Origin of the sequence: Streptomyces jeddahensis (assembly GCF_001642995.1) — a bacterium.
Lineage (GTDB): Bacteria > Actinomycetota > Actinomycetes > Streptomycetales > Streptomycetaceae > Streptomyces > Streptomyces jeddahensis.
The window spans coordinates 1-23,957 of record NZ_LOHS01000103.1; the positions used below are offsets into that span (position 1 = coordinate 1).

At 71.3% G+C, this 23,957-nt stretch carries 23 protein-coding genes and 1 pseudogene; 14 read left to right on the top strand and 10 right to left on the bottom strand.

Going from position 1 to position 23,957, the window contains the following annotated elements; all coding sequences use genetic code 11:
* Positions 1 to 208: 208 nt before the first annotated feature.
* A complete protein-coding gene (gene folP / locus STSP_RS24300) occupies positions 209 to 1,069 on the bottom strand; it encodes a dihydropteroate synthase (protein WP_067282056.1) in 861 nt (286 codons plus the stop codon).
* A gap of 168 nt (positions 1,070 to 1,237) precedes the next feature.
* On the opposite strand from folP, the gene STSP_RS24305 reads away from it, so the two are divergent.
* Positions 1,238 to 1,687 carry a DivIVA domain-containing protein gene (locus STSP_RS24305; RefSeq protein ID WP_067282058.1) on the top strand — a complete coding sequence of 150 codons (450 nt, stop codon included), beginning with the start codon at positions 1,238 to 1,240 and terminating at the stop codon, positions 1,685 to 1,687.
* A complete protein-coding gene (locus STSP_RS24310; protein ID WP_067282060.1) occupies positions 1,684 to 2,265 on the top strand; it encodes a DNA-3-methyladenine glycosylase I in 582 nt (193 codons plus the stop codon). Before STSP_RS24305 ends, STSP_RS24310 begins: the two co-directional genes overlap by 4 nt.
* Positions 2,266 to 2,428: 163 nt before the next feature.
* Here the strand turns inward: STSP_RS24310 and chcB are convergent, their stop codons facing one another.
* Positions 2,429 to 3,232, bottom strand: a complete 804-nt coding sequence (chcB, locus tag STSP_RS24315; protein WP_067282061.1) for a 2-cyclohexenylcarbonyl CoA isomerase — start codon at positions 3,230 to 3,232, stop codon at positions 2,429 to 2,431.
* A gap of 323 nt (positions 3,233 to 3,555) precedes the next feature.
* Between chcB and STSP_RS24320 the strand changes: the two genes are divergently transcribed.
* A complete protein-coding gene (locus tag STSP_RS24320) occupies positions 3,556 to 3,723 on the top strand; it encodes a DUF3117 domain-containing protein (RefSeq protein WP_003966491.1) in 168 nt (55 codons plus the stop codon).
* Positions 3,724 to 3,997: 274 nt separating this feature from the next.
* On the opposite strand, the pseudogene STSP_RS24325 reads toward STSP_RS24320, so the two are convergent.
* Positions 3,998 to 4,697 (bottom strand): annotated as a pseudogene (locus tag STSP_RS24325) (O-methyltransferase).
* 141 nt (positions 4,698 to 4,838) lie between these two features.
* On the opposite strand from STSP_RS24325, the gene sigE reads away from it, so the two are divergent.
* From sigE to STSP_RS24355, 5 genes are all read left to right on the top strand, one after another.
* Positions 4,839 to 5,642 (top strand): RNA polymerase sigma factor SigE, encoded by an 804-nt coding sequence (sigE, locus tag STSP_RS24330; RefSeq protein ID WP_078067462.1) that lies wholly within the window; start codon positions 4,839 to 4,841, stop codon positions 5,640 to 5,642.
* On the top strand, positions 5,639 to 6,583 hold the full coding sequence (locus STSP_RS24335; protein WP_067282065.1) for an anti-sigma factor family protein: 945 nt from the start codon (positions 5,639 to 5,641) through the stop codon (positions 6,581 to 6,583). The genes sigE and STSP_RS24335 overlap by 4 nt, the downstream gene beginning before the upstream one ends.
* 832 nt (positions 6,584 to 7,415) lie before the next feature.
* Positions 7,416 to 9,029 (top strand): S1C family serine protease, encoded by a 1,614-nt coding sequence (locus STSP_RS37425; protein WP_232789772.1) that lies wholly within the window; start codon positions 7,416 to 7,418, stop codon positions 9,027 to 9,029.
* Between the two features lie 292 nt (positions 9,030 to 9,321).
* On the top strand, positions 9,322 to 9,780 hold the full coding sequence (locus STSP_RS24350) for a sec-independent translocase (RefSeq protein ID WP_067282070.1): 459 nt from the start codon (positions 9,322 to 9,324) through the stop codon (positions 9,778 to 9,780).
* Between the two features lie 211 nt (positions 9,781 to 9,991).
* Complete coding sequence (locus STSP_RS24355) at positions 9,992 to 10,648, top strand: hypothetical protein (RefSeq protein ID WP_067282108.1); 657 nt, start codon at positions 9,992 to 9,994, stop codon at positions 10,646 to 10,648.
* Between the two features lie 274 nt (positions 10,649 to 10,922).
* On the opposite strand, the gene STSP_RS24360 is transcribed toward STSP_RS24355, so the two are convergent.
* The 3 genes from STSP_RS24360 to STSP_RS24370 form a co-directional block, all read right to left on the bottom strand.
* Positions 10,923 to 12,056 (bottom strand): Mrp/NBP35 family ATP-binding protein, encoded by a 1,134-nt coding sequence (locus tag STSP_RS24360; protein WP_067282073.1) that lies wholly within the window; start codon positions 12,054 to 12,056, stop codon positions 10,923 to 10,925.
* An 82-nt stretch (positions 12,057 to 12,138) separates the two neighbouring features.
* Entirely contained in the window at positions 12,139 to 12,699 is a 561-nt protein-coding gene (locus STSP_RS24365) for a DUF1003 domain-containing protein (RefSeq protein ID WP_067282076.1), read from the bottom strand.
* Positions 12,689 to 14,011, bottom strand: coding sequence for a magnesium transporter MgtE N-terminal domain-containing protein (locus STSP_RS24370; protein ID WP_067282079.1), 1,323 nt, complete (start codon positions 14,009 to 14,011; stop codon positions 12,689 to 12,691). Before STSP_RS24370 ends, STSP_RS24365 begins: the two co-directional genes overlap by 11 nt.
* A gap of 176 nt (positions 14,012 to 14,187) precedes the next feature.
* Between STSP_RS24370 and STSP_RS24375 the strand changes: the two genes are divergently transcribed.
* Entirely contained in the window at positions 14,188 to 14,943 is a 756-nt protein-coding gene (locus STSP_RS24375) for a hypothetical protein (RefSeq protein WP_232789770.1), read from the top strand.
* Positions 14,944 to 15,291: 348 nt separating this feature from the next.
* Here the strand turns inward: STSP_RS24375 and STSP_RS24380 are convergent, their stop codons facing one another.
* Positions 15,292 to 15,804, bottom strand: a complete 513-nt coding sequence (locus STSP_RS24380) for a hypothetical protein (RefSeq protein WP_067282080.1) — start codon at positions 15,802 to 15,804, stop codon at positions 15,292 to 15,294.
* A 93-nt stretch (positions 15,805 to 15,897) separates the two neighbouring features.
* A complete protein-coding gene (locus STSP_RS24385) occupies positions 15,898 to 17,016 on the bottom strand; it encodes a magnesium and cobalt transport protein CorA (protein WP_067282083.1) in 1,119 nt (372 codons plus the stop codon).
* A 529-nt stretch (positions 17,017 to 17,545) separates the two neighbouring features.
* On the opposite strand from STSP_RS24385, the gene STSP_RS24390 reads away from it, so the two are divergent.
* The 4 genes from STSP_RS24390 (at position 17,546) to STSP_RS24410 (ending at position 21,481) form a co-directional block, all read left to right on the top strand.
* Positions 17,546 to 18,130 carry a suppressor of fused domain protein gene (locus tag STSP_RS24390; protein WP_067282086.1) on the top strand — a complete coding sequence of 195 codons (585 nt, stop codon included), beginning with the start codon at positions 17,546 to 17,548 and terminating at the stop codon, positions 18,128 to 18,130.
* Positions 18,131 to 18,327: 197 nt separating this feature from the next.
* The gene (locus STSP_RS24395; protein WP_067282087.1) at positions 18,328 to 18,969 is read left to right on the top strand and encodes a DUF6758 family protein; all 642 of its coding nucleotides are present in this window, start codon (positions 18,328 to 18,330) and stop codon (positions 18,967 to 18,969) included.
* A gap of 806 nt (positions 18,970 to 19,775) precedes the next feature.
* On the top strand, positions 19,776 to 20,636 hold the full coding sequence (locus STSP_RS24400) for a PHP domain-containing protein (RefSeq protein WP_067282089.1): 861 nt from the start codon (positions 19,776 to 19,778) through the stop codon (positions 20,634 to 20,636).
* A gap of 239 nt (positions 20,637 to 20,875) precedes the next feature.
* Positions 20,876 to 21,481 (top strand): MarC family protein, encoded by a 606-nt coding sequence (locus STSP_RS24410; protein ID WP_067282094.1) that lies wholly within the window; start codon positions 20,876 to 20,878, stop codon positions 21,479 to 21,481.
* A gap of 100 nt (positions 21,482 to 21,581) precedes the next feature.
* Here the strand turns inward: STSP_RS24410 and STSP_RS39750 are convergent, their stop codons facing one another.
* The gene (locus STSP_RS39750; protein WP_198547427.1) at positions 21,582 to 21,734 is read right to left on the bottom strand and encodes a hypothetical protein; all 153 of its coding nucleotides are present in this window, start codon (positions 21,732 to 21,734) and stop codon (positions 21,582 to 21,584) included.
* Positions 21,735 to 21,997: 263 nt separating this feature from the next.
* On the opposite strand from STSP_RS39750, the gene STSP_RS24415 reads away from it, so the two are divergent.
* Positions 21,998 to 22,912, top strand: a complete 915-nt coding sequence (locus STSP_RS24415; RefSeq protein WP_067282097.1) for an NYN domain-containing protein — start codon at positions 21,998 to 22,000, stop codon at positions 22,910 to 22,912.
* A gap of 44 nt (positions 22,913 to 22,956) precedes the next feature.
* Here STSP_RS24415 and STSP_RS24420 read toward each other — a convergent pair whose 3' ends face one another.
* Entirely contained in the window at positions 22,957 to 23,844 is an 888-nt protein-coding gene (locus STSP_RS24420; RefSeq protein WP_067282100.1) for an alpha/beta fold hydrolase, read from the bottom strand.
* Positions 23,845 to 23,957: the final 113 nt, after the last annotated feature.

Consider the following 23,957-nt stretch of genomic DNA (forward strand, 5'->3'; position numbering starts at 1 on the left):
CCAGCCGCTGCGGGCGCACATCCCGCCACGTCCCCTTCGGCCCGATGGCGCCTGCGCCGGTGGGGGGCGACCGTCACCGTTGTGGGCAATCGTTCCGCAGGGCTGGGGGCACCTCCCAGCGGTAGCTGGGGGAGGGTGGGCACAACCCACGACGGCGGGTGCCCTCACGGACCGGCTCAGCGCAGCTTCCGGTAGAGCCGCCGGAGGCTCAGGCGAGGCCCCGCCGGGCCACCGCCGGAGGCCGGTGGCCCGCGATGGACGCCACCATGTCCAGCACCTGCCGCGTCTCCGCCACCTCGTGCACCCGATAGACCTGCGCCCCCAGCCACGCCGACACGGCCGTCGTCGCGAGCGTGCCCAGGACCCGCTCCTTGACCGGCCTGTCCAGGGTCTCGCCGACGAAGTCCTTGTTGGACAGCGACACGAGCACGGGCCATCCCGTCTCGACCATCTCGCCGAGCCGGCGCGTCGCCTCGAGGCTGTGCCGGGTGTTCTTGCCGAAGTCGTGCCCCGGATCGATCAGCACCGCCTCGCGCGGCACCCCGAGCGCCACCGCCCGCTCGGCCAGCCCCAGCGTGACCCGCAGGATGTCGGCCATCACGTCGTCGTACTCGGTCCGGTGCGGGCGCGTCCGCGGCTGCACGCCCCCCGCGTGCGTGCACACCAGACCCACGCCGTGCCGCGCAGCGACCTCCGCCAGCTTCGGGTCGACCCCGCCCCACGCGTCGTTCAGCAGGTCCGCGCCCGCCTCGCAGACCGCCTCGCCGACCTCGTGCCGCCAGGTGTCCACGCTGATGATCACGTCGGGGAAGCGCCTGCGCACCTCGGCCACGAAGCCGACCGTGCGGCGCGCCTCCTCCTCGGCCGTCACCTCCTCGCCCGGACCGGCCTTGACCCCGCCGATGTCGATGATGGCGGCACCCTCTGACACCGCCTGCTCGACGCGGGCCAGTGCGGGCTCGTCGCGGAACGTGGCGCCCTGGTCGTAGAAGGAGTCCGGGGTCCGGTTGACGATCGCCATGATCACCGGCTCGTGCGGCTCGAATGCGCGCCTGCCCAGCCTGAGCATCCCCTGTGATCCTCCTGATCGGATTTCCCTGTTCGGCCGCCTGCGACCTTAACTGTCAGCGTCGCATGGCACGATCGGACTCTGACGGTTTCGAGGCCCCGGCTTCGTGCCGGAGGTGAGTCACGAGCAGCTTGCAGAGTCGGTATCCGAGCGTGGGGGACCGGAGAGATGGTCTTGTTCTTGTTCTTGGTCGTCGCGCTTGTCGTGGTGGTCGCCGTGGTGACGCTGGCCGTCGTCGGCGGCGGCGAGAGCGCCGTGTTGCCGGAGGCGCCGCCCGAGCGGCTCGCGAACCCGCTGCCCCCGGACCGCCCAGTGGGCCGGGCCGACCTGGAATCGCTGCGCTTCCCGGTCACCGTCCGCGGCTACCGCATGGCGGACGTGGACGACGCGCTCGGCCGTCTCGGCGCCGAGCTGGCCGAGCGGGACGCGCGGATCGAGGAGCTCGAGACGGCGCTGGCCGGCGCCCGCGCCCGGTCCACCGGCGGGTTCGGGGCCACCGGGTTCGGGGCGACTGGCGCTCCGGGCCCGTCCGAGGCGTACGGCTCCGCGGCAGGGCCGTACGGCGCCCAGCACCCCGAGGACGCACCCGGCCGTCCGGCACCGGAGGAGGACCGGTGACCGGCACCGCGCTGGCAGGTCCCGACGGAGCGCTGCGCTGCCCCTGGGCCCTGTCCACCGAGGACTATGTGGCGTACCACGACGAGGAGTGGGGCCGCCCCGTCCACGGGGACGACGCGCTGTACGAGCGGCTGTCCCTGGAGGCGTTCCAGTCGGGGCTGTCGTGGATCACGATCCTGCGCCGTCGCGAGGGCTTCCGCGCCGCCTTCGCGGACTTCAAGATCGCATCGGTGGCGGCCTTCACGGACGCCGACCGCGAGCGTCTGCTCGCCGACCCCGGCATCATCCGCAACCGCGCCAAGATCGACGCGACGCTCGCCAACGCGCGCGTGCTCGCCGACTGGTCCCCGGGCGAGCTGGACACCCTGATCTGGTCGTACGCACCGGACCCGGCGTCCCGTCCGATACCGCGCTCCCTCGCGGACGTCCCCGCCGTCACGGACGAGTCGACGGCGCTGTCCAAGGCCCTCAAGAAGCGCGGCCTGCGCTTCGTCGGCCCGACGACGGCATACGCCCTGATGCAGGCCTGCGGCCTGGTCGACGACCACCTAGCAGACTGCGTAGCGCGTCGCCTATGACGGCAGCGCCCCAAAGGGGCGCCCTGAAGGGGCGCGGGGAACTGCGCGACCAGCCACAACGGCGCCGCAGCGAACCGACGGCAGGAGATATGCGGCTCCCCCGCGTGGGCGCGACCCGTCACGACGGCGCCGCAGACGATCAACGGCCTACCAAGCGGAGCGCCTAGCGGCCGAGATACGTCGGCTTCCCCTTCTCCACAAACGCCCGCACCGCGATCGCATGGTCCTCGGAGGCGCCCGCCCTCGTCTGGAGTTCGTCCTCCTTCTCCAGCGCCTCGTCGAGCGAGTGGGACGCCCCGTACGCGAGCGACTCCTTGAGCGCCGCGTACGCGAGCGTCGGCCCCTGGGCCAGCGCCCTGGCCACCTGCTCGGCCTCGGCGGCCAGGTCGGCCGCCGGTACGAGGCGGCCGGCGATGCCCAGCTCGTATGCCTCCTGCGCCTTGATGGTGCGCGGGAAGAGCAGCAGGTCGGCGGCGCGGCCCGGGCCCACGACCCGCGGCAGCGTCCACGAGACGCCCGAGTCGGCGGTCAGGGCGACCCCGGCGAAGGAGGTGTTGAAGCTGGCCGTGTCCGCGACGACGCGGTAGTCGGCGGCGAGGGCGAAGCCGAAGCCGGCGCCGGCCGCGACGCCGTTGACGCCCGCCACCACGGGCTTCGGCATACCGGTGAGGGCCCGGACGATGGGGTTGTAGTGCTCCCGGACCGTGCTCATGGTGACGCTGCTGCCGGTCTCGCGGTCCGCGGCCAGCAGGCCGATGTGCTCCTTGAGGTCCTGGCCCACGCAGAACGCCCGGTCACCGGCGGCCGTCAGCAGCACGGCACGTACCGACTCGTCCCGGGCGGCCGACTCGGCCGCGTCCCGCAGGGCGACCTTGGTCTCGGTGTTCAGCGCGTTCATCGCCTCGGGGCGGTTCAGCGTGATCGTCGCGAGTCCGTCGCGCACCTCGTAGAGCACGGTGTCGGCCATGGCGGGTCCCCTCCTGTGTAGCGGCTCAGGTGTCGTCTCGGCGTCTCAGGACAGCATGTCGGAGATCATCTGGCATGCCCATGTGACCTGCATCAAAGAATTCCAAGTCCGGCCGAACGCGGGATTCGGAGCAGTATCGCAACCACATCGCCGAATTGAGTGGTTTTGCGAAAGTGCGTTGCCCAAGCGATGCCTACCGATGTTGGTCATCGGGTCATGAGATGCGGGATAATGGCCTGGAAGCAATGTGTTCGAGGCCGGTGACGCGTGCCCTTCGTGGGCCGACGGCTGACGATGAGCTGGTTTCAGGAAGGGGAACGAGCATGGCGGCCATGAAGCCGCGGACGGGTGATGGCCCGCTCGAGGTGACCAAGGAGGGGCGGGGCATCGTCATGCGCGTTCCGCTCGAAGGCGGCGGACGGCTTGTCGTCGAGCTGACCCCGGACGAGGCCGACGCGCTCGGCGACGCCCTTAAGAAGGTCGTCGGCTGACGCACAACGCCCACAACTTTTTGCAGCTGTCCCGGCATCGTACGTGGTGCCGGGGCAGAGCTGTGTCAGGGGGTCTTTCGGACAAAGAGGCGCCCGGACACCCCGGCTCGTGAACCAGACACCCGGCTTGGGAAGCCCTGGATCCGGAAGTCCCCGGCCAGGGAAGTCCCGGCTCCGGAAGCCTCGGAAGTCCTGGCCAGGACCCTGCCTCCGGGAGCCCCGGGCTCCGGGAGCCGCGGGGATCGGGAAGTCCCGGGCTCCGGGAGCCCCATTCCTATCGCTTGACCGCGCAGAGCAGCCCGTCGCCCACCGGCAGCAGCGAAGGCACCAGGTCCTGGCTCTCCCGTACCGTGCGCAGCAACTCACGCTGGCGCAGCACCTCGGCGGGCTGCGGGCCCGGGCCGATCGTCCGGCCGTCCGAGAAGACGCCCTCGAAACAGACGAGACCGCCGGGACGCAGAAGCCGCAACGATTCAGCGAGATAGTCGAGGCACTCCATGCGGTCGCCGTCGCAGAAGACGAGGTCGTAACCGCTGTCCGCGAGCCGGGGCAGTACGTCGAGCGCGCGGCCGGGGATGAACCGCGCCCGGTTGCCGGCGAAACCGGCCGCGCGGAACGCCTGGCGCGCGAACTGCTGGCGCTCCGGCTCGGGGTCCACCGTGGTCAGCACTCCGTCGGCGCGCATCCCGTGCAGCAGATGGATTCCGGACACCCCGGTCCCGGTACCGATCTCGGCCACGGCCTTGGCGCCCACGGTGGCGGCGAGCATCCGCAGCGCGGCGCCGGTGCTGGGCGACACCGTGCGCAGCCCTGCGTCGCGGGCCCGGTCGCGGGCCCAGAGCAGTGCTTCGTCCTCGGCGACATAGGCGTCGGCGAACGCCCAGCTCGTCTGCCGGTAGCCGGTAATGGCCCTCTCCTGTTCCCCGTAGTTGCCTGGCCGTGACTGTAGCCGCTGGCCCCGGGAACCCGGAGATGGGACCGGGCGTTTAGAGGGGAGGGAAGGGAACGGGGGCAGGCGGATGGATCAGGACGGCGAGCAAGTCCAGACGCAAGACCAGAAGCGCACACCAAATTCACGGAAAAGCGCTTATCCGGAGCTAACGGGCGAGGTGGCTATGGTAGGGGCTCCACTGGACACCACCAGAGCCGACAGGGGAGGTGCGGCTGCGCCTGTGGATCGGAGAGGTGCGCTGCGGCGCTTTCTCAGGTCGGCGGGTGAGCCGAAATCCGTGACTGACACCGCTGACCGATTCCGCACCCAGGCCTTCAAGGGCATGGGAGGTGCGTCCACCGCCGAATCCGTATCGACCGCGACCTTCGCCACCGACGCGGATTCCCAGGCGTGGACTCCGCCGACCTGGGAGGAGATCGTCAGCACCCACAGCGGGCGGGTCTACCGGCTGGCGTACCGCCTGACCGGCAACCAGCACGACGCCGAGGACCTCACCCAGGAGGTCTTCGTCCGCGTCTTCCGCTCCCTGTCGACGTACACGCCCGGCACCTTCGAGGGCTGGCTCCACCGCATCACGACGAACCTGTTCCTGGACATGGTCCGCCGCAAGCAGCGCATCCGGTTCGACGCGCTCGGCGAGGACGCGGCGGAGCGGCTGCCCAGCCGCGAGCCCACCCCGCAGCAGGCCTTCCACGACACCCACTTCGACGCCGACGTCCAGCAGGCCCTCGACACCCTTGCGCCCGAGTTCCGCGCCGCCGTCGTGCTGTGCGACATCGAAGGACTGTCGTACGAGGAGATCGCCGCGACTCTCGGTGTCAAGCTCGGCACCGTCCGCAGCCGGATCCACCGTGGCCGCTCGCAGCTGCGCAAGGCCCTCCAGCACCGGTCGCCCGAGGCCCGCGCGGAGCGCCGCACCCTCGTGACCGCGGTACCCGCGCTGGGAGGAGGGGGCGCGACCGCGTGAGTGGATCACGTCCTACACCCGCAGAGCAGCATCTGGGAGACCGGCTCGCCGCCCTGGTCGACGGCGAGCTCGGCCATGACTCGCGCGAGCGTGTCCTCGCGCACCTCGCCACCTGTCCGAAGTGCAAAGCCGAGGCCGATGCCCAGCGACGCCTGAAGAACGTCTTCGCGGAAGCCGCCCCTCCGCCGCCCTCTGAAACCTTCCTCGCACGCCTTCAGGGGCTGCCCGGAGGTGATGACAACGAAGGAGATCCCTTCGGCGGGGGAGGCCTCGGGGGGAACGGAGTCTTCGGAGTAAGGCAGGGCACGTCCTTCGGGTACGCCCCGATGGCCGCTCACGCCGGGGTGCTCCCCGGTGAGGAGCGCGGCTTCCGCATCCACGACGTCGGCCGTCACGACGGCCGCTCCGCGTCGCGCGGACGGCGGTTCGCCTTCGCCGCGGCCGGTGCGGTGTCGCTGGCCGCGATCGCGCTGGGCGGGGTGTCCACGGGTGTGCCGACGGGCACCGCCGATGCGCGCGGCGGTTCCGGCGCCGGCTCCACCGTGACGCCGTTCCGTACGCAGGGTGCGGGCGTCCTCGGCACCCCCGAATCCCTGCGCCGCCGCAGTGCCGGTCCCCTCTTGGCGCAAGGGCAGCGGCCGGGCGGTGCCCTCTCGGATCCGGTCGACGCCACGGGGGCGGGTGCCCCGCTGCTGCCCGCGCTGCCACCACCGGCCTTCCGCGGAGGCCTTGGCACGGGGCAGACACTGCACCCGCTCATGACGCCCATCGTGGCCGGTGCCGCCGCCATGTCCCCGCTCATACGTCCGATGCCGCCCGGCATGGCGACGACCGACGCACCCCCGGAGCTCATGGGCTCCGCGGGGCCGGCATGGGAGATCGCCGCGACGCCGGTGCCCGGATCCTCGTCGTCCTATACGCCGACGACGCCTCACCGCTGACGCCTGCCCTGCGCCGGACGCAGCCGTTGCTCGGCCGAAGGCCGGGCCTTGGTCTGGGCCAGGCCCGGCCTTGCTCTGCGTCAGGCCGAGCCTTGGTCTGCGCCGGGGCGCGTGAACCTGGTTGAATCGCCGGGTGGGCCGCGCCCGTCTGGTCGACGACGGGCGTGGAATTGGCGATTCGGGCCGCGGAGATCATGGCGGGGCTGCCCGCGGGGCGCTCCGCGGGGCCGGGTGTGGGGAGAGTATGGACGAGGGGAAGCCCGCGAAGCCGGAGTGGTGGAGCCGCCCCCGGCCGCACGTGCCGGACGCGGGGGCCGAGCCGCAGGCAGGGGCGGGGGACGTCCCACAGGGTTCCGACGGAGGGCACGTCTCGCAGGGTTCCGACGGAGGGCACGTCTCGCAGGGTCCCGGCGGCGGATACGTCTCGCAGGGGCCCGGCAGGGATCGCGAGCCGCAGGCGCTGGTCGGAGAATCGTCCCCGCAGGTGCTGGGCGGGGATTCGACCGCGGCGGTGGCCGGGGCCGACGCCGGGGGCGGGGACGTGGCCGAGGCGGTGCACGCCGATTCAGGTCGGGCGGTAACTGATCGGGAGTCTGTCCACGCCAAGGCCGGTGGGGAGCCGGGTTCTTCGCCGCCCGGTCGGCGCGCTGGGCTGACCACAGAGGCAGAGGCAGAGGCAGCAGCAGCAACGGCAGAGGCAGCAGCAGCGGCAACGGCAGGGGCAGCGGACGGTGGCGCGGCTCCGGACTCCGGCGGTGCGGACGGCGGTGTGAACTCGCCGGCGCCCGAGCCGGTCGACGCCGTGCCGGCCGTGGAGGACGGATCGGTGGCGGTGGAGTCCGGGTACGGCAATGCGCCACAGGCGGCGCCCCCGCAGCCGGTGCCTCCGCACGCGGTGTCCCCACAGGCGGCGCCCCCGCAGCCGGTGCCTCCGCACGCGGCACCCTCGCAGCCGGTGCCCCCGCAAGCGGCGCCTCCACAGGCGGCGCCTCCGCAGCCGGTGCCCCCGCAGCTAGCCGCCCCCCAGCACCCGCAGAACCACCACCCCCAGGGACCGGTCGCCGCGCAGCAAGGCGCCATAGCCCACCAGCAAGGGCTGCCCCAAGGCGACGTACCCCATCAGCAAGGGCTGTCCCAGGGCGCCATACCCCACCAGGAACCGTTGCCGGCGCACGGGGCGGTGCCCCCGCCGCAGCCCCACATGCCGCCGCCTCCGGGGGCCTCCATGCCGCCCCTTCCAGGGGCCTCCGGTGCGCACTGGCAGCGGTACGACCCCTGGCGGGCCGCGCCGCTTCAGCAGAACGGGTCCGTGCAGGTGTCCCCGGAGCGGCGGCGGAAGCGTGCCAGGCGGGTGCTGGTCGCCGGAGCCGCGCTCATCGCTCTCGTCTCGGGCAGTGTGGGCGGCGCCGTCGGCGCCTACTTGGAGCGCAACGGCGGAGTGAGCGAGGTCGAACTCCCGCAAGCCGGGGCGGAGTCCACGGACCGTACCCCGGGCAGCGTCGCCGGGATCGCGGCCAGCGCGCTGCCGAGTGTCGTGACACTGCACGTGAGCGGCGACGACGGGCAGGGCACCGGCACCGGCTTCGTCCTCGACGCCCGCGGTCACATCCTCACCAACAACCACGTCGTCGAGCCCGCGGGCACCGGGGGCGAGATATCGGTGACGTTCAGCGGCGGTCAGACCGCCCGGGCGGAGGTCGTGGGCGGCGACACCGGTTACGACCTCGCCGTGGTCAAGGTCTCCGGCGTGAGCGGCCTCAAGCCGCTGCCCCTCGGGAACTCCGACAACGTCCGCGTCGGCGATCCGGTCGTGGCCATCGGCGCCCCGTTCGACCTGGCCAACACCGTGACGTCTGGCATCATCAGCGCCAAGGAGCGGCCCATCACGGCGGGCGGCGAGAAGGGCGACGGCAGCGACATCTCGTACGTCGACGCGCTGCAGACCGACGCGCCCATCAACCCGGGCAATTCGGGCGGCCCTCTGGTCGACTCCCAGGCCCGCGTCATCGGCATCAACAGCGCCATCCGGTCCGCCGACAGCGGATCGGATCCGGAAGCCGGGCAGGCGGGCTCGATCGGGCTGGGCTTCGCCATCCCCATCAACCAGGGCAAGCGCGTCGCCGAGGAGCTCATCAACACGGGGAAGGCCACACACCCAGTGATCGGCGTCACGCTCGACATGGGCTACACGGGCGACGGTGCCCGTGTCGCCATGAAGGGCAACGACGGCGGCTCACCGGTCAACGAGGGCGGCCCCGGCGCCCGGGCGGGGATCACGGCGGGAGACGTCATCACCGAGGTCGACGGCCAGAGCGTCCACTCGGGCGAGGAGCTCATCGTCAAGATCCGGGCCCATCGCCCGGGCGACCGCCTGGAGCTGACCCTGAAGCGGGACGGAGACGAGAAGAAGGTCACACTGGTCCTCGGCTCGTCGGAGGGCGACTGAGAACCACCCGAAACCGAAGGACCGCACCCCTGAGACTGCCCGAACGTCGACGGCCCTCTGAGGGCCCTACGAAGGTCATCGAAGGCCCTTCGGGAGCCGTTCGACGGACACCGCCGACACCGGCCGTCCGGACGGTGCCCGTGCGCCGCCTGTGAATTCCCCGCGAATGGTCGTGCGCATGAATCCGGGACGCCGGGGACGGTACCGGATCGACAGGATCGGCGGGTACCGTGGAGCCGGTCCGGACGACGCACGACCTGCCGCGGGCCGAGGACATCGCAAGGAGCGCTAGGTGTTCAATGACATAGGACCACTCGAGCTGGTGACGCTCGTCGTCCTTGCCGTGCTCGTCTTCGGCCCGGACAAGCTCCCCAAAATGATTCAGGACATCTCGCGGACCATTCGTAAGATCCGTGAGTTCTCGGAGAGCGCCAAGCAGGACATCCGGCAGGAACTGGGCCCGGAGTTCAAGGACTTCGAGTTCGAGGACCTCAACCCCAAGACGTTCATCCGCAAGCAGCTGGAGAACGACGACCTGGGGCTGAAGGAGATCCGCAACGGATTCGACCTCAAGAAGGAGATGGCCGAGGTCGCGGACGCGGTGCACGGCCGGGACAGCGACGTGGCCACGGCCTCGTCGGGGTCCTCGGGCTCCTCGTCGGGGGCTGTCGGCGGCAGTGTCGACATGACCAAGAAGCGCCGGAGCCTCGAGGCTGACGAGCGCCCGCCGTTCGACGCCGACGCGACCTGAGCGGATCGCGGGGCGCGGCCGTCACACCGTTCGACCGATACGCCATTCGGTCTATCTCCAGTCCGACCGGTACGACCCACGTATTTCCCGCATACCGGACTCCCGGAACGGGTGTGGCTATCCTGCCTTGTTGTTGTACGGACCGGACGTGAGGTCGCCCGTGGGGGGCGGGCCGCCCCGGTCCGACGAGAGCGAGGAGGCGTCGGGCCAGATGGAGACGACAAGTCGGGTAGATGCGCAGCCGTCGGCCATGGAGGGCGAACAACAGGCCCCCATCGCCGGGGAGACCCTCGAAGGCTTCCTGATGGCGCCCTTTCCCTGGTACGGCCTCGACGAGGCGTTCACGGGTCCGCGCCGGCTCCTGAGCGTCGGCACCGCCGCCGACGGCTGTGTGGAACACGGTTCGATCGCGCACGGCGACGAGCCCACGGTGCGCGGCGATGCCCAGGAGGAGAAGGAGCGCTTCACGGTCGTGGTGACCGTCGCGGCGAACCCCGTGCGGCGCAGCCCGGACGGGACGGGGCTGCTCGAGGCGACCTCCGTGTCCTCGGCGGCCTGGCTCGCCGGGGTCGGTCTGCTGTCGGTCACCTGGCCCGCCCAGATGGACCACACGCTGCGCGACGACTGGCTGGAGCAGCAGACCGAGACCGCGTGGGCGCTTGCGGACGATCTTGCGGGGTCCGCGTGGTCGACGCTGTCCCTGCCGGTCGACGGGGTGCCGACACCCTTCCACTACCGCGAGTCCGAGTTCGGGTGGGTCCTGGCCGGGTCCACGCCGGAGGGGGTTCACGTGGGGGCGTACGGGCGGGGCATGAGCGCGTACGGGGTGGGCTTCTCGATGATCAAGGACATCACGACGTATGCGTGAGCCTGCGGCTCGCTGAACGGAAGGGGGGGCGCCGTCTTGTGACGGTGCCCCCCTTCAGCGTGGCGCTAGCGCTCCGCTGGCTGTGCCGATGTGCGGCTCCGCCACGGGGCCCCGATGTGCCGTCGATCGACTGCGGCGCCATCGTGGCTGGTCGCTCCCCCAAGCTCTCGGCTTCGCTCGAGCAGGGGGGACCCCATCGCGGCGGAGCCGCATATCGATACGGCCCCGCGCCCCTTCGGGGCGCTGCCGAACCGCAGCGCTTCGCCCGACCTGCTTAGAACTTGTTCCTCGGCGTGATGCCCAGGGACATGCCCGCCAGGCCCCGCTGGCGGCCGCCCAGCTTGCCGGCGATGCTGCGCAGAGCCGCTCCCGCCGGGGAGTCGGGGTCCGTCAGGACGACCGGCTTGCCCTCGTCGCCGCCCTCGCGCAGGCGTACGTCGATCGGGATCGAGCCGAGGACCGGGACGGTCGCGCCGGTGGTCTTCGTCAGGCCGTCGGCGACGACCTGGCCGCCGCCCGTGCCGAACACGTCGACCATCTCGTCGCAGTGCGGGCACGGCAGGCCCGACATGTTCTCGACGACGCCCACGATCTTCTGGTGGGTCTGGACGGCGATGGCGCCGGCCCGCTCGGCGACCTCTGCCGCCGCCTGCTGGGGGGTGGTGACGACGAGGATCTCGGCGTTCGGGACGAGCTGCGCGACCGAGATCGCGATGTCGCCCGTGCCCGGCGGCAGGTCGAGGAGCAGCACGTCCAGGTCGCCCCAGAAGACGTCCGCGAGGAACTGCTGCAGCGCGCGGTGCAGCATCGGGCCGCGCCATACGACGGGCGCGTTGCCCGGCGTGAACATGCCGATCGAGATGACCTTCACGCCGTTCGCGGACGGCGGCATGATCATGTTCTCGACCTGGGTCGGACGCCCGTCCACACCCAGCATCCGGGGCACGGAATGGCCGTAGATGTCGGCGTCCACGACGCCGACCTTCAGCCCGTCCGCCGCCATCGCGGCCGCCAGGTTCACCGTCACCGAGGACTTGCCGACGCCGCCCTTGCCGGACGCCACCGCGTACACGCGCGTGAGCGAACCCGGCTTGGCGAACGGCACCTCGCGCTCGGCCTGGCCGCCGCGCAGCGCGGCGGCGAGTTCGCGCCGCTGCTCGTCGCTCATCACGTCCAGCGACACGTCGACGCGTGTGACGCCCTCGACCGCCGAGACCGCGTCCGTCACGCGCTTCGTGATCGTTTCGCGCATCGGGCATCCGGAGACCGTGAGATAGACGGTGACCGCGACGGCACCGTCCTCACCGATCTCCACCGACTTGACCATCCCCAGCTCGGTGATGGGTCGTCCGATCTCGGGGTCGTTCACCGTCGCCAGTGCTGCGCGCACCGCGTCTTCCGTAGCCATACGCACGATGGTACGGCGCCGGGCGGTGACCCCGGAAAGCCCCCAAGCGGTTGCTTAGGTCACTCTCGCCTCGGGTCGCGTCTCAACGGTCGCCCGGATCACGCCCGCGGGCGCCGTCCGGACGAATGAGGACCTGCTGCTCCTCGAGGTCCCTCACCAGGTCCTGGATCTCGGACCGGATCCAGTCGCGCGTGGCCACCTCGCCCAGGCCCATGCGCAGGGCGGCGATCTCGCGTGTGAGGTACTCGGTGTCCGAGATGGAGCGCTCGTTCTGCTTGCGGTCCTGTTCGTACTGGACGCGGTCGCGGTCGGCCTGCCGGTTCTGCGCCAGCAGGATGAGCGGGGCGGCGTAGGAGGCCTGCAGCGAGAGCGCCAGGGTCAGGAAGATGAACGGGAACTCGTCGAAGCGGAGCCCGGGCGGGCCGGCGACGTTCCAGATGATCCACACGATGATCGTGGCGGTCATCCAGAGGATGAACCGCCAGGTGCCGAGGAACCGGGCGATGCGCTCCGACAGCCGCCCGAAGGCCTCCGGGTCGTACTCGGGCAGCATCCGGCGGCGCTGGGGCAGCGGCTGGTCCAGGCGGAACCTCGGCTGCCGGGGCGCCTCGGTGCGGCTCTCGCGATCGCGGTCAGGCGCCACCGCCGGCCTCCCCTGCCATGTGGAACTCTGACTCCCGCCAGTCCTCGGGCAGCATGTGGTCGAGGACGTCGTCCACCGTGACCGCGCCGAGCAGCGATCCGCTGTCGTCCACGACGGGCGCCGCCACCATGTCGTACGTCGCGAAGAACCCCGCCACCGCGGGCAGTGCCGTGTCCGGGGCGAGGGCCTGCGGGTCCTCGTCGAGCAGCGCGCCGACCAGCGTGAACGGCGGGTCGCGCAGCAGCCGCTGGAAGTGCACCGTCCCCAGGAACTTGCCCGTCGGGGTCTCGTCCGGGGGGCGGCACACATACACCTGGGCGGCGAGCGCGGGCGACAGGTCCGGGTTGCGGACGCGTGCGAGGGCGTCCGCGACGGTCGCGTCGGGCCGCAGCACGATCGGCTCGGTCGTCATCAGGCCGCCCGCCGTGCGTTCCTCGTACGCCATCAGCCGGCGCATGTCCGCGGCGTCGCCCGGCTGCATCAGGCTCAGCAGCCGCTCTTGGTCGTCCTCCGGCAGCTCCGACAGCAGATCCGCCGCGTCGTCCGGGTCCATCGCCTCCAGGACGTCGGCGGCCCGCTCCTCCTTCAGCTTGCCGAGGATCTCGATCTGGTCGTCCTCGGGCAGCTCCTCGAGCACGTCGGCGAGCCGGTCGTCGTCCAGGGCCGCGGCGACCTCGGCGCGGCGCTTGGCGGAGAGGTGGTGCAGCACGTTGGCCAGGTCGGCGGGGCGCAGCTGTTCGAAGGTGGCCAGCAGGCTCTCGGCGCCCTGCCCCGTCTCCTCGAGCGAGAAGCCCGTGACGGCCGACCACTCGACGGTGAGCGTCTCGCCCTTGTGCCGCCGGAAGGCGCCTCCGGCCCGCTTCGCGCTGTCCGACCAGGGAAGCCCTCCGCGCTTCCCGGGTTCTTTCCGTACGAACACGCGGTCGATCTCCCAGTCGCGCCGGGCCGGCAGCGAGTGGATCGACACGTCGAGGACGGTCACCTCCTCGCCCGTCTCCACCAGGCGCACCCGGCGGTCGAGCATCTCGCCGAGGACGAGCCGCTCCGTCGGCCGCTGCTCGAAGCGCCGCACGTTCATGACGCCGGTGCTGATCACCTGGCCCGACTCGATACCGGTCACTCGCGTCATGGGGAGGAAGATCCGGCGGCGGCTGGAGAGTTCGACGACGAGCCCCAGGAGCCGCGGCGGCCGGCGCCCGACCCTGAGCATGGCGACGAGATCGCGCACCCGCCCCACCTGATCGCCGTTCGGGTCGAAGACGGCGACACCGGCGAGATGCGAGACGAAGATCCTGGGGGCGCTCGCTGCCATGCCACGCGCCTCCTTTTCGCGCCAGTTTGTCCCGTTGTTACGGGCTTCAGGCTAGCCCGTCCAGGTCGTGTCCGCCCTGGCAGGCGGTCCGGACGGACTGGCTCCGCTACGGCACTGAGGCACAGGTACGCTGCCGTACGCCGTCGAGGACAACCGCATGAGAGGCAGTCCCACCTGTGTCTGCATTTCCCCTGGGCCGCACCCGCAGGGCCGCACTGATGAGCATGCTGTGCGCCGGGCTGGTCGCCGTGGGAGGCGTACTGACAGGCTGCAGCGAGGACCCCGACGCAGGCACGAACGGGGTCGGCAAGCTGCCCCCGAAACAGATCCAGAGCAAGACGCTGAAGGCCGCCGAGGCCGCGGACTCGGTCCGGCTGTCCGGCAAGGTCGTGGTGAGCGGCCGCACGTACGAGCTCGACATGCGCCTCAAGGACGACGGCGGAAGCGGCTCGGTCACCACGAAGGGCAGCACGTTCTGGCTGCTGCGGGTCGGTACGCACCTCTATCTGAAGGCCGACGCGGCGTTCTGGGCCCATGACGAGAACGCGGACGACGGTGAGTCGGCCGGGGCGGCAGCCGACAAACTCGACGGCAAGTACGTGAAGGTGCCGCAGGGCGACCCCGCGTACAAGCAGCTCAGCGGGTTCACGGACAAGGACGTCCTGCTCGACGGGCTGCTGACACTGCACGGCACGCTGGGCAAGGGGGACCGCGGCACCGCGGACGGGACCCGCACCATCGAGGTCACCGGGGACAAGGGGGCGGGCGGCACGCTTGCCGTGTCCCTGGAGGGCACGCCCTACCCCCTCCTCCTCGAGCGCGCCGGGAACGCCGGCACGCTTGAACTCTCCGAGTGGGGCAAGGACTTCAAGCTCGAGGAGCCCACGGAGAAGCAGATGGTCGACTACGGCAAGCAGCTGCCTACGTCGTAGGCAGCTGCTTGCCGTGCCGCCCCCCCACGGCGTGGTGCCGGACAAGTGCGGGCGCCCGCCGTCGTGGTGTTGTTGTGCCCACCCTCCCCCAGCTACCGCTGGGAGGTGCCCCCAGCCCTGCGGAACGATTGCCCACAACGGTAAGCGGCTCGTGCCGCCACAACGGTCAACCCGCAGGCGCCCTCCGGCCGAAGGGGACGTGGCGGGGTGTGCGCCCGCAGCGGCTGGCGCAAAGTGTGGGCTCGCCCAAACGACGTACGGCCTGGCGCCAGACCGAGGACGTACATCCCGGCGCGGCCCCGACCCACCCACCGGCCGAAGGCGCATACGGCGCCCACTCCGGAGGAGTTAGTGCCGGCGGCGTCCGCGGCGCAGCAGCAGTCGCGGCAGCGCCGCCGGAATCGGTCGGCGCGTCGTCGCACTGCTCGGCAGCGGCGCGGCGGCCAGCGAGCCGTCGGGCAGCTCCGCCGTCGCCCCCACCGGCTCCAGCCGCAGCACCCGGCACTCCCGCGCCCACCGCTCCGGCATCGCCTCACCATCCGCCGCGTTCAGCCGCTTGCCCTTCAGCTCGGCGACGGCGGCCTCCCACTCCGGCGAGCCCGCGGCAAGCTCCGTGATCGTCGCGGCCCACTCGACGAGGCGCCCGCCCTTGTCCTTGCTGCGCACGGTGACGGTCGCGGTGCCCCCGTCGGCGAGCCCCGGGAGCGGCTGCTCGCCGGGACCGTCACCGACCACATGGGCGGCGCCCTCGTGCCACACGTGCCACAGCGCCCGGGCCGGGCCGCTGCCCTGTACCCAGATGAGCCCGGACTTCTTGGTGGCCTCCTCGACGAGGGCCTGGTCGAGCAGCGGATCCGTCATGGGACCAGCGTAGTGAGGCCCGGACCGCCGAGGACAACCGCGTCGGCTGACAGCAGGCAGCCCCCCCGCAAGGGCCAGCCCTGCAAGGGCCCCTCAGAGCCACCCGTTCCGCTTCAGCGTGCGGTGGATGGTCAGACAGATGCCCACCGTCACCCCGAGCACCAGCGGGTACCCGAACTTCCAGTGCAGCTCCGGCATGTACTCGAAGTTCATCCCGTACACACCGCAGACCATCGTCGGCACGGCGATGATCGCCGCCCAGGACGTGATCTTGCGCATGTCCTCGTTCTGGGCGACGGACGCCTGCGCGAGGTTGGCCTGCAGGATCGAGTTGAGCAGCTCGTCGAAACCGACGACCTGCTCCTGCACCCGCGCGAGGTGGTCGGCCACGTCCCGGAAGTACTTCTGGATGTCGGGGTCGATCAGCCGCATCGGCCGCTCGCTCAGCAGCTGCATGGGACGCGCGAGCGGCGCGACCGCCCGCTTGAACTCCAGCACCTCGCGCTTGAGCTGGTAGATCCGCCCGGCGTCGACACCGCGCGACACTCCGCCCTTGCGGCCGGGCGTGAAGACCTCGGTCTCGACCTCGTCGATGTCGTCCTGCATGGCGTCGGCGACCGCGAGATAGCCGTCGACGACGTGGTCGGCGATGGCGTGCAGCACCGCCGACGGGCCCTTCGCCAGCAGCTCGGGCTCTTCCTGCAGCCGGTGCCGCAGCGCACGCAGCGAGCCCTGGCCGCCGTGCCGCACGGTGATGAAGAAGTCCCGTCCGGTGAAGCACATGACCTCGCCGGTCTCCACGATCTCGCTGGTGGCGGTGAGTTCGGCGTGCTCGACGTAGTGGACGGTCTTGAAGACGGTGAACAGCGTTTCGTCGTACCGCTCCAGCTTGGGGCGCTGGTGGGCGTGGACGGCGTCCTCGACGGCCAGCGGGTGCAGCCCGAACTCGGCCGCGATACCGGCGAATTCGGCCTCGGTCGGCTCGTGCAGCCCGATCCAGGCGAAGCCGCCGTCGCGGCGGACCTGGAGCATCGCCTCGTGCGGCGTCAGCGTCTCGTCGCAGGTGACGCGGTGGCCGTCGCGGTAGACGGCGCAGTCGACGACCGCGGAGGTCGTCGAGGGGTCGCGAGTCGTGTCGTACGCGCTGTAGCTGCCGCCGTCCTTGCGCAGTGCGGGACGGACGGCGGCACGCAGGTCACGGATCATCGACATGGGCAGGCTCCTTCGCAACAGAGCCGCCGGCGACGGGTGGAACTACCCGGAATGAGGACGTCCTGACTTCGATGTTTGGCTCGTCCACAAAGCGGGGAGCACCGCATCGTCGCGGTGGCAGCTTCGCCGCTGACTCAGATCAGCAGTACTGAGACCAGCGGTACTGATACAGATCAGACAGATCAGGCGGAAACGAAGTGCTCTTCCGTCGAGCGCCGGAAATGCGCGCGCAGGGTGGGACAGCTTGCGAAGCTGACAGCGTTCGAAGCTGACAGTTTTCGAAGCTGAGTGACTCAGCGGCCGGAAGAGCGGGTGGTACTGCACGGTCGACTTCGGTCCATTGCAGCCCCACCTCCTCCGGCCGGTCCCCCGTAGGGGATGTCCCACGCGGTCGGGGCGCGGGAGCGACTCCAGCTGTTCGCTGCGAGGCCCCGTCTGCGGTGCTGCCCGACCGGCGGCCCAGCTTATCAGCGAACTGAAGTGTCAAGTCGCCAGTTTGCCCGTCACTGACCAGTTCTATGCTCGCCGCATGGCTGATGTTCTCACTCTGGTCGAGGCTCGTTTGCGCATGGCGCTGGGCGAACCGGACGCGCGTGCTGCGGTGACGTTCCTCGGAACGGACCGCATCGAGGTCCTGCGGTTCACCGACGGGGACATCATGAGATACGTCACGCTCGGGATGTCGGCGGCCCCGATGGCCGACCCCACGTCGCCGCGGGCGGATCCGGTCAAGGGTCCCCGGGCGGAGCTTGTGCTCTCCGTGCGCGCGGGTCTCGCCGACACCGACAAGGTGCTGCGCCCGCTCGCCGTGCTGGCCGCGTCGCCTCAGGTCGAGGGCGTGGTCGTGGCCCCGGGCGCCTCGCTCGACGTGGGCGAACCGCTGTGGCCGGGCGCCCCTTTCACCTCCGTGCTGGTGGCGGAGTCCGGCGGCCTCATCGACGACCTGGAGCTGGACGCGCCCCTGGACCCCGTACGTTTTCTGCCGCTGCTGCCGATGACGCCGAACGAGGCCGCCTGGAAGCGGGTGCACGGCGCGGGGGCGCTGCAGGAGCGGTGGCTCGCGGGCGCGACGGACCTGCGCGACCCGCTGCGGCGATCCGTCGCGCTCGACTGACCGCCGCGGGCCGCCTCGGACCGTCTGAGGCCGCCTGAGGAGACGGAGAGCGCCTGAGTCCGGCTGGACTTGGCTGAAAGCGGACGGAGTCGGACCTTCGTCGATGCGGCCTACATCTACATCGGGCCGGTGGTTGCGCACTCCGGACGGGTGATCGTCCTTGACGCGACGACGACCGGGGAGGACCGTTGAGCCCTATGAGGGGCGAACCCAGTTGCCCGAAGTGTGGTGGCCGGGTCAGGGCTCCCGGACTCTTTGCCGACTCCTGGCAGTGTGATGTGCACGGGCCCGTGCACCCGCTGCAGCCCGTGATCCCGCCCAGCGTCGAGGCCCTCAGCGTCGTGGTGCACCGTGCGCAGGTGCCGGTGTGGATGCCGTGGCCGCTGCCGGTCGGCTGGCTCTTCACCGGGGTGGCCTCCGCGGGCGACGACCGCACCGGCGGGCGCGCCACCGCGGTGGCGTGCTCCGGGCCGGGACCGCTCGGCGGTATGGGTGAACTGATACTGGTCGCCGAGGAGCTCGGCGTCGGGCTCGGCGCGCGGTACGCGGGCATCGAGGGCCCGGACCCCGGCCCGTACCTGAACGTGGAGAAACCACCCCAGGCCAAGGTCCTGGCCGCCGGTCGGCCGACCCCGCTGTGGCTTGTGGCCGGTACCCCCGACGACCGCGCCGTCTTCGCCGGCGAGGCCCGCGGACTGTGGCTGTGGGCGGTCGTGTGGCCCGAGCAGTCGGGCCTGCTGATGTACGACGAGCTGGTGTTGACCGATCTGCGCGAGGCGGGGGCGGAAATGGACCTGCTCCCGTGCGGGGCGCTGACGCCGCGGATTCTGTCACCGTAAGCGGCCACAGGCGGTTGCCCGCCGCCGTAGCGCCGCTGGCGGTTGCCCGCCCAGCCGCCCCAGGAACGGCCCGCAGGCGGTTTCCCGCCCACCGGCCGCAGAAGCGGGCGGGGCGGGCGGGGCCGCCGTCGAGCGCCGAAGAAGGCCCTCGCGAAGGGCCCCGCAGGGCAGGCACCACCGTGCTCGGCGTGGAGACCGGGCGTTGACACTGCTGACACTTCGGGGCCGAGCGAGACGAGAACCGCCCGGAGCCGCGAACCCGCCCATGGAGCGGGCAAGGTCACCCCGGGGCCGCAGCCGGGCAGCTGGGGGCGCCGAAGCCCGGCGTCCGGGGCGAACCCGGGCTGTGTCAGGCGAGTAAGGAGCGGACGGGGCGGGGGATCCACCGCGGAGCGGCGACGAAGGTCCGCAGAGCAGCGAAGAAGGTCCCGCGGAGCCCGCGCGCACCCCCGGGAGGCCACCCGGGCGGCAGCCGGGCACCCGGGCAGCTGGGGGCGCCGAAGCCCGGCCCCCGTCGCGAACCCGGGCGGCGTCAGGCGAGAGACGAGAAGGAGCGGACGGGCGGGGAATCCTGCCGCGGAGCGGCGACGAAGATGCGCGGCGCGGCGGCGAACGTCCGCGGCGCGGCGAAGAAGGTCCCGCGGCGCGGCGAAGAAGGTCCCGCGGAGCCCGCGCGCACCCCCCCCCGCACCCCCGCAGAGCGGGGCCGCCGCCCGCAGCCGGGGTGCGGGCGAAGCACGGGCGGGGCCCCGTTATCCTTGAGCGTCCCCTTCGTATCGGTCCCGTCAGAGCATGGAGTACGCGTCGTGCGCATCGATCTGCACACCCACTCCACCGCCTCGGACGGCACGGACACCCCGGCCGAGCTCGTCCGCAACGCGGCGGCCGCCGGTCTGGACGTCGTCGCGCTGACCGATCACGACACCAGCCGCGGACACGCCGAGGCGATCGCCGCCGTGCCGGAGGGGCTGACGCTGGTCACCGGCGCCGAGCTCTCCTGCCGCTTCGACGGTGTCAGCCTGCACATGCTGGCGTACCTGTTCGACGCCGAGGAGCCGGAGCTGCTGCGCGAGCGCGAACTGGTGCGCGACGACCGGGTGCCGCGGGCCAAGGGCATGATCGCCAAGCTTCAGGACCTCGGAGTCCCGGTCACCTGGGAGCAGGTCGCGCGCATCGCGGGCGACGGCTCCGTGGGGCGCCCGCACATCGCGTCGGCGCTGGTCGAGCTCGGCGTCGTCTCCAGCGTCTCGGACGCGTTCACGCCGGAGTGGATCGCCGACGGCGGACGCGCGTACGTCGAGAAGCACGAACTCGACCCCTTCGACGCCATCCGGCTGATCAAGGCCGCGGGCGGGGTCGCCGTCTTCGCGCACCCGCTCGCCGTCAAGCGCGGCGAGGTCGTCCCCGAGACGGCGATCGCGAAGCTCGCCGCCGCCGGACTCGACGGCATCGAGGTCGACCACATGGACCACGACCAGGCGACCCGCGCCCGGCTGCGGGGGCTCGCCGCCGACCTGGGGCTGCTGACCACGGGGTCCAGCGACTACCACGGCAGCCGGAAGACCTGCGTGCTCGGCGAGTTCACCACCGACCCCGAGATCTTCGGGGAGATCACGCGACGGGCCACCGGGGCGTTCCCCGTGCCGGGCACCGGCGGGCGCCTGTAGCCCGCTGGAGCCCGCGGCCCGTACCGCGTTGTCAGCCGTGACCCGTCACCCGTCCGGCGCAAGCGTGCACCGCACGCCCCTCGTGGTCCGCGCCCTGTCCCGCGTGAGCGCGGACCGCACCTCCTCGTCCCCGCGCCACCGCGCCTGAAGCTCTCCCTCTCCCCGGATACGGCGGCGAGTCCATCGCCGCCTGCCCCCGCCCGTCGTACGACCGACCCTCACACCCTGCAAGGCCATCCGTGTTCGATCTCGCTGTCTTCGGCTCCCTCTTCCTGACCCTCTTCGTGATCATGGATCCCCCCGGGGTCACCCCGATCTTCCTCGCGCTGACCTCGGGCCGTCCCGCCAAGGCGCAGCGGAAGATGGCCTTCCAGGCCGTCTGCGTCGCCTTCGGAGTGATCGCGGTCTTCGGCCTGCTAGGCCACCAGATCCTGGACTACCTGCACGTCTCCGTGCCCGCGCTGATGATCGCGGGCGGCCTGCTGCTCCTGCTGATCGCGCTCGACCTGCTCACCGGCAAGACCGACGAGCCCAAGCAGACCAAGGACGTCAATGTCGCGCTCGTACCGCTCGGCATGCCGCTGCTGGCCGGTCCCGGCGCGATCGTCTCGGTGATCCTGGCGGTGCAGAAGGCCGACAGCGTCGGGACACAGCTTTCGGTGTGGGCGGCGATCGTGGCCATCCACCTGGTGTTGTGGGTGGTCATGCGCTACTCGCTGCTGATCATCCGCGTGATCAAGGACGGCGGTGTGGTGCTGGTGACGCGGCTCGCGGGCATGATGCTCTCCGCCATCGCCGTGCAGCAGGTCATCAACGGCGTGACGCAGGTGATCCAGGGCGCCTGAGACGGCGCCTGCACGCACAGAGCCCCCGTACGGATGGGTACGGGGGCTCTGGAGTGACGAGATGTCGCGACGCGTTAGAGGCGTCGCGAGCCGGCACGCGTTACGAGGCCGAGGTTTCGGCCGGTCGGATGTAGAGGCGCTGCCCGATGGCGGCGGCCTGCTGCACGATCCGGTTGACGGAGGCGGCGTCCACGACGGTGCTGTCGACGGCGGTGCCGTCGACGTCGTCAAGGCGCATGATCTCGAAGCGCAACAAGGCTTCTCCCTTCGTCTGGTGATCCTCCTGAAGGAGAACTGCTGTGATCCGGGACACGATTCTTGTCCCGGGCTGCGGCCGGGCCGTTGCCCGTCCGTTAAGAGTGGATTGCGTGGCTACAGTGCACCGCGCTCCGTATGGTCACAACACGTTGCATGGGGCCAACATTCCCTACGCTAAGGAAATTTTTCGAGAGCCTAATGACGAGCGGGGAGGACGGCTTGTGCTCTCTCCGTGACCACACGGACAATGAGGCACATATGAACGACGAACGCGCGGGGAACGACGGACCTGCGGCGCTGGGCGCGCGCATCGACCGCACCAACGAGCTGCTCGAGCGCATGCTCGCCGAGGTGGCGAAGACACCCTCGACCCACGCGATCTTCGTCGACGCCGGGTATCTCTACGCGGCCGCGGGCCGCCTCGCCGCAGGCACGGAGGACCGCAGGGCCTTCGACCTCGACGCCGAAGGGCTCATCGACGCACTGATCGACAAGGCCCGCTCGATCTTCGCGGACAGCCGGCTGCTGCGCGTCTACTGGTACGACGGCGCCCGCCGCCGCATCCACACCGCCGAGCAGCAGTCCATCGCGGAGCTGCCGGACGTCAAGGTGCGGCTCGGCAACCTCAACGCCAACAACCAGCAGAAGGGCGTCGACTCCCTGATCAGAAGCGACCTGGAGTCACTGGCACGCCATCGGGCGATCAGCGACGCGGCGCTCATAGGCGGCGACGAGGACCTGGTCCCCGCCGTCGAGGCGGCGCAGGGGTACGGGGCACGCGTCCACCTCTGGGGCGTCGAGGCGCCGGAGGGGCGCAACCAGGCCGAGCCGCTGCTGTGGGAGGTCGACAGCCAGCGCACGTTCGACCTCGAGTTCTTCAAGCCGTACATCACGCGGCGAACCGTTCCTTCGTACGAGACGCCGTCGGTGCCGCGGCCCACACGCGACGAGGTGCGGTTCGTGGGCGCCCAGATCGCGGCGAAGTGGCTGGCGGCGCGGGGTCGCGAGAGTCTGGCCGAGCTGCTGCCCGGGCATCCGTATCTGCCCGGCTCGGTCGATCAGGACCTGCTGGTGGAGGCGGAGGGGCTGCTGCAGTACTCGCTGCGCGGGCAGTCGGACCTGCGGCGGTCGCTGCGGGACGGTTTCTGGGATCACCTGCAGGCCCAGTACTGAGACGCGCGCCGGCGCGTGCTGGGCGGTCCGAGGCGGAGTACGCCTCAGCAGGCGTCCCAGAACGCTGCGATGGCCGCCGCCGTCTCCTGCGGGCGGTCCGTGTTGGGGGAGTGCTCGGCCCCGCGTACGACGGTGCGGTGCGCGGCGAGTCGTACGGCCATGTCGTCCAGGAGCGGCACCGGCCACGTGTCGTCGCGCTCGCCGGAGAGCACGTGTTTGGGCAGCGGTACGGCGCTGAGCTCGGTGACACGGTCGGGTTCGGTGCACAACTGGCGGCCGGTGGCCATGAGCTGGGCGGGGCTGTTGCGCAGCCAGCGGTGGCGCAGGTTCTCCGTGCCGCCGGGCCCGGGAGCGGGGTCCGGGTCGCCCGGACGGCCGTCCAGTTCCGTGTCCTCCGGTGTCTCGACGGCCTGCATGGCCTCCCAGACCTCGGTCATGTCCATCAGTGAGAGAGCCTCCTGAAGCAGCTTCACGCGCTGCTGCTGGGAGGGCGAGATCTGGGCGGGGCCCGAGGACATGAGGGTGAGCGAGACGAAGGGCGTGTGGTCCAGGAGTACGGCCGCGCGGGCGATCTGGCCGCCGAGCGAGTGGCCGAGGAGGTGCACGCGTGTGCCGAGCGCGGCGACTTGGGCGAGGACGTCGCGCGCCAACTCGACCTGTGCGTAAGGGGATTCGTCGTCCAGCGGGCCGTCCGACTCGTATTGTCCGCGGCCGTCGACGGCGACTGTGCGGTAGCCGGCGGCGGCGAGGTGTGGGTGGAGGGCGATGAAGTCCTCCTTGCTCCCGGTGTATCCGGGGAGCAGGAGAGCGGTTCCCTTGTGCGGCCGACCCGTTGCCGGCGGTGCGTCGATGACTGCGAAGTCGCCCCGCTCGGTGACGAGACGACAGGCCCGGGCGCCGGGCGGCGGGGCGAAGGACGGCGGCCTGCTCATGCGACGAGGCTAGCGGGTGGTTCAGTGGGAATCTTCAGCCCGTCCGGGCGGGAATCTTCAGCCCGTCCGGCGTTTGAGGACGAGCCCGAAGGGCGATCACGGGGGTCTGGAAC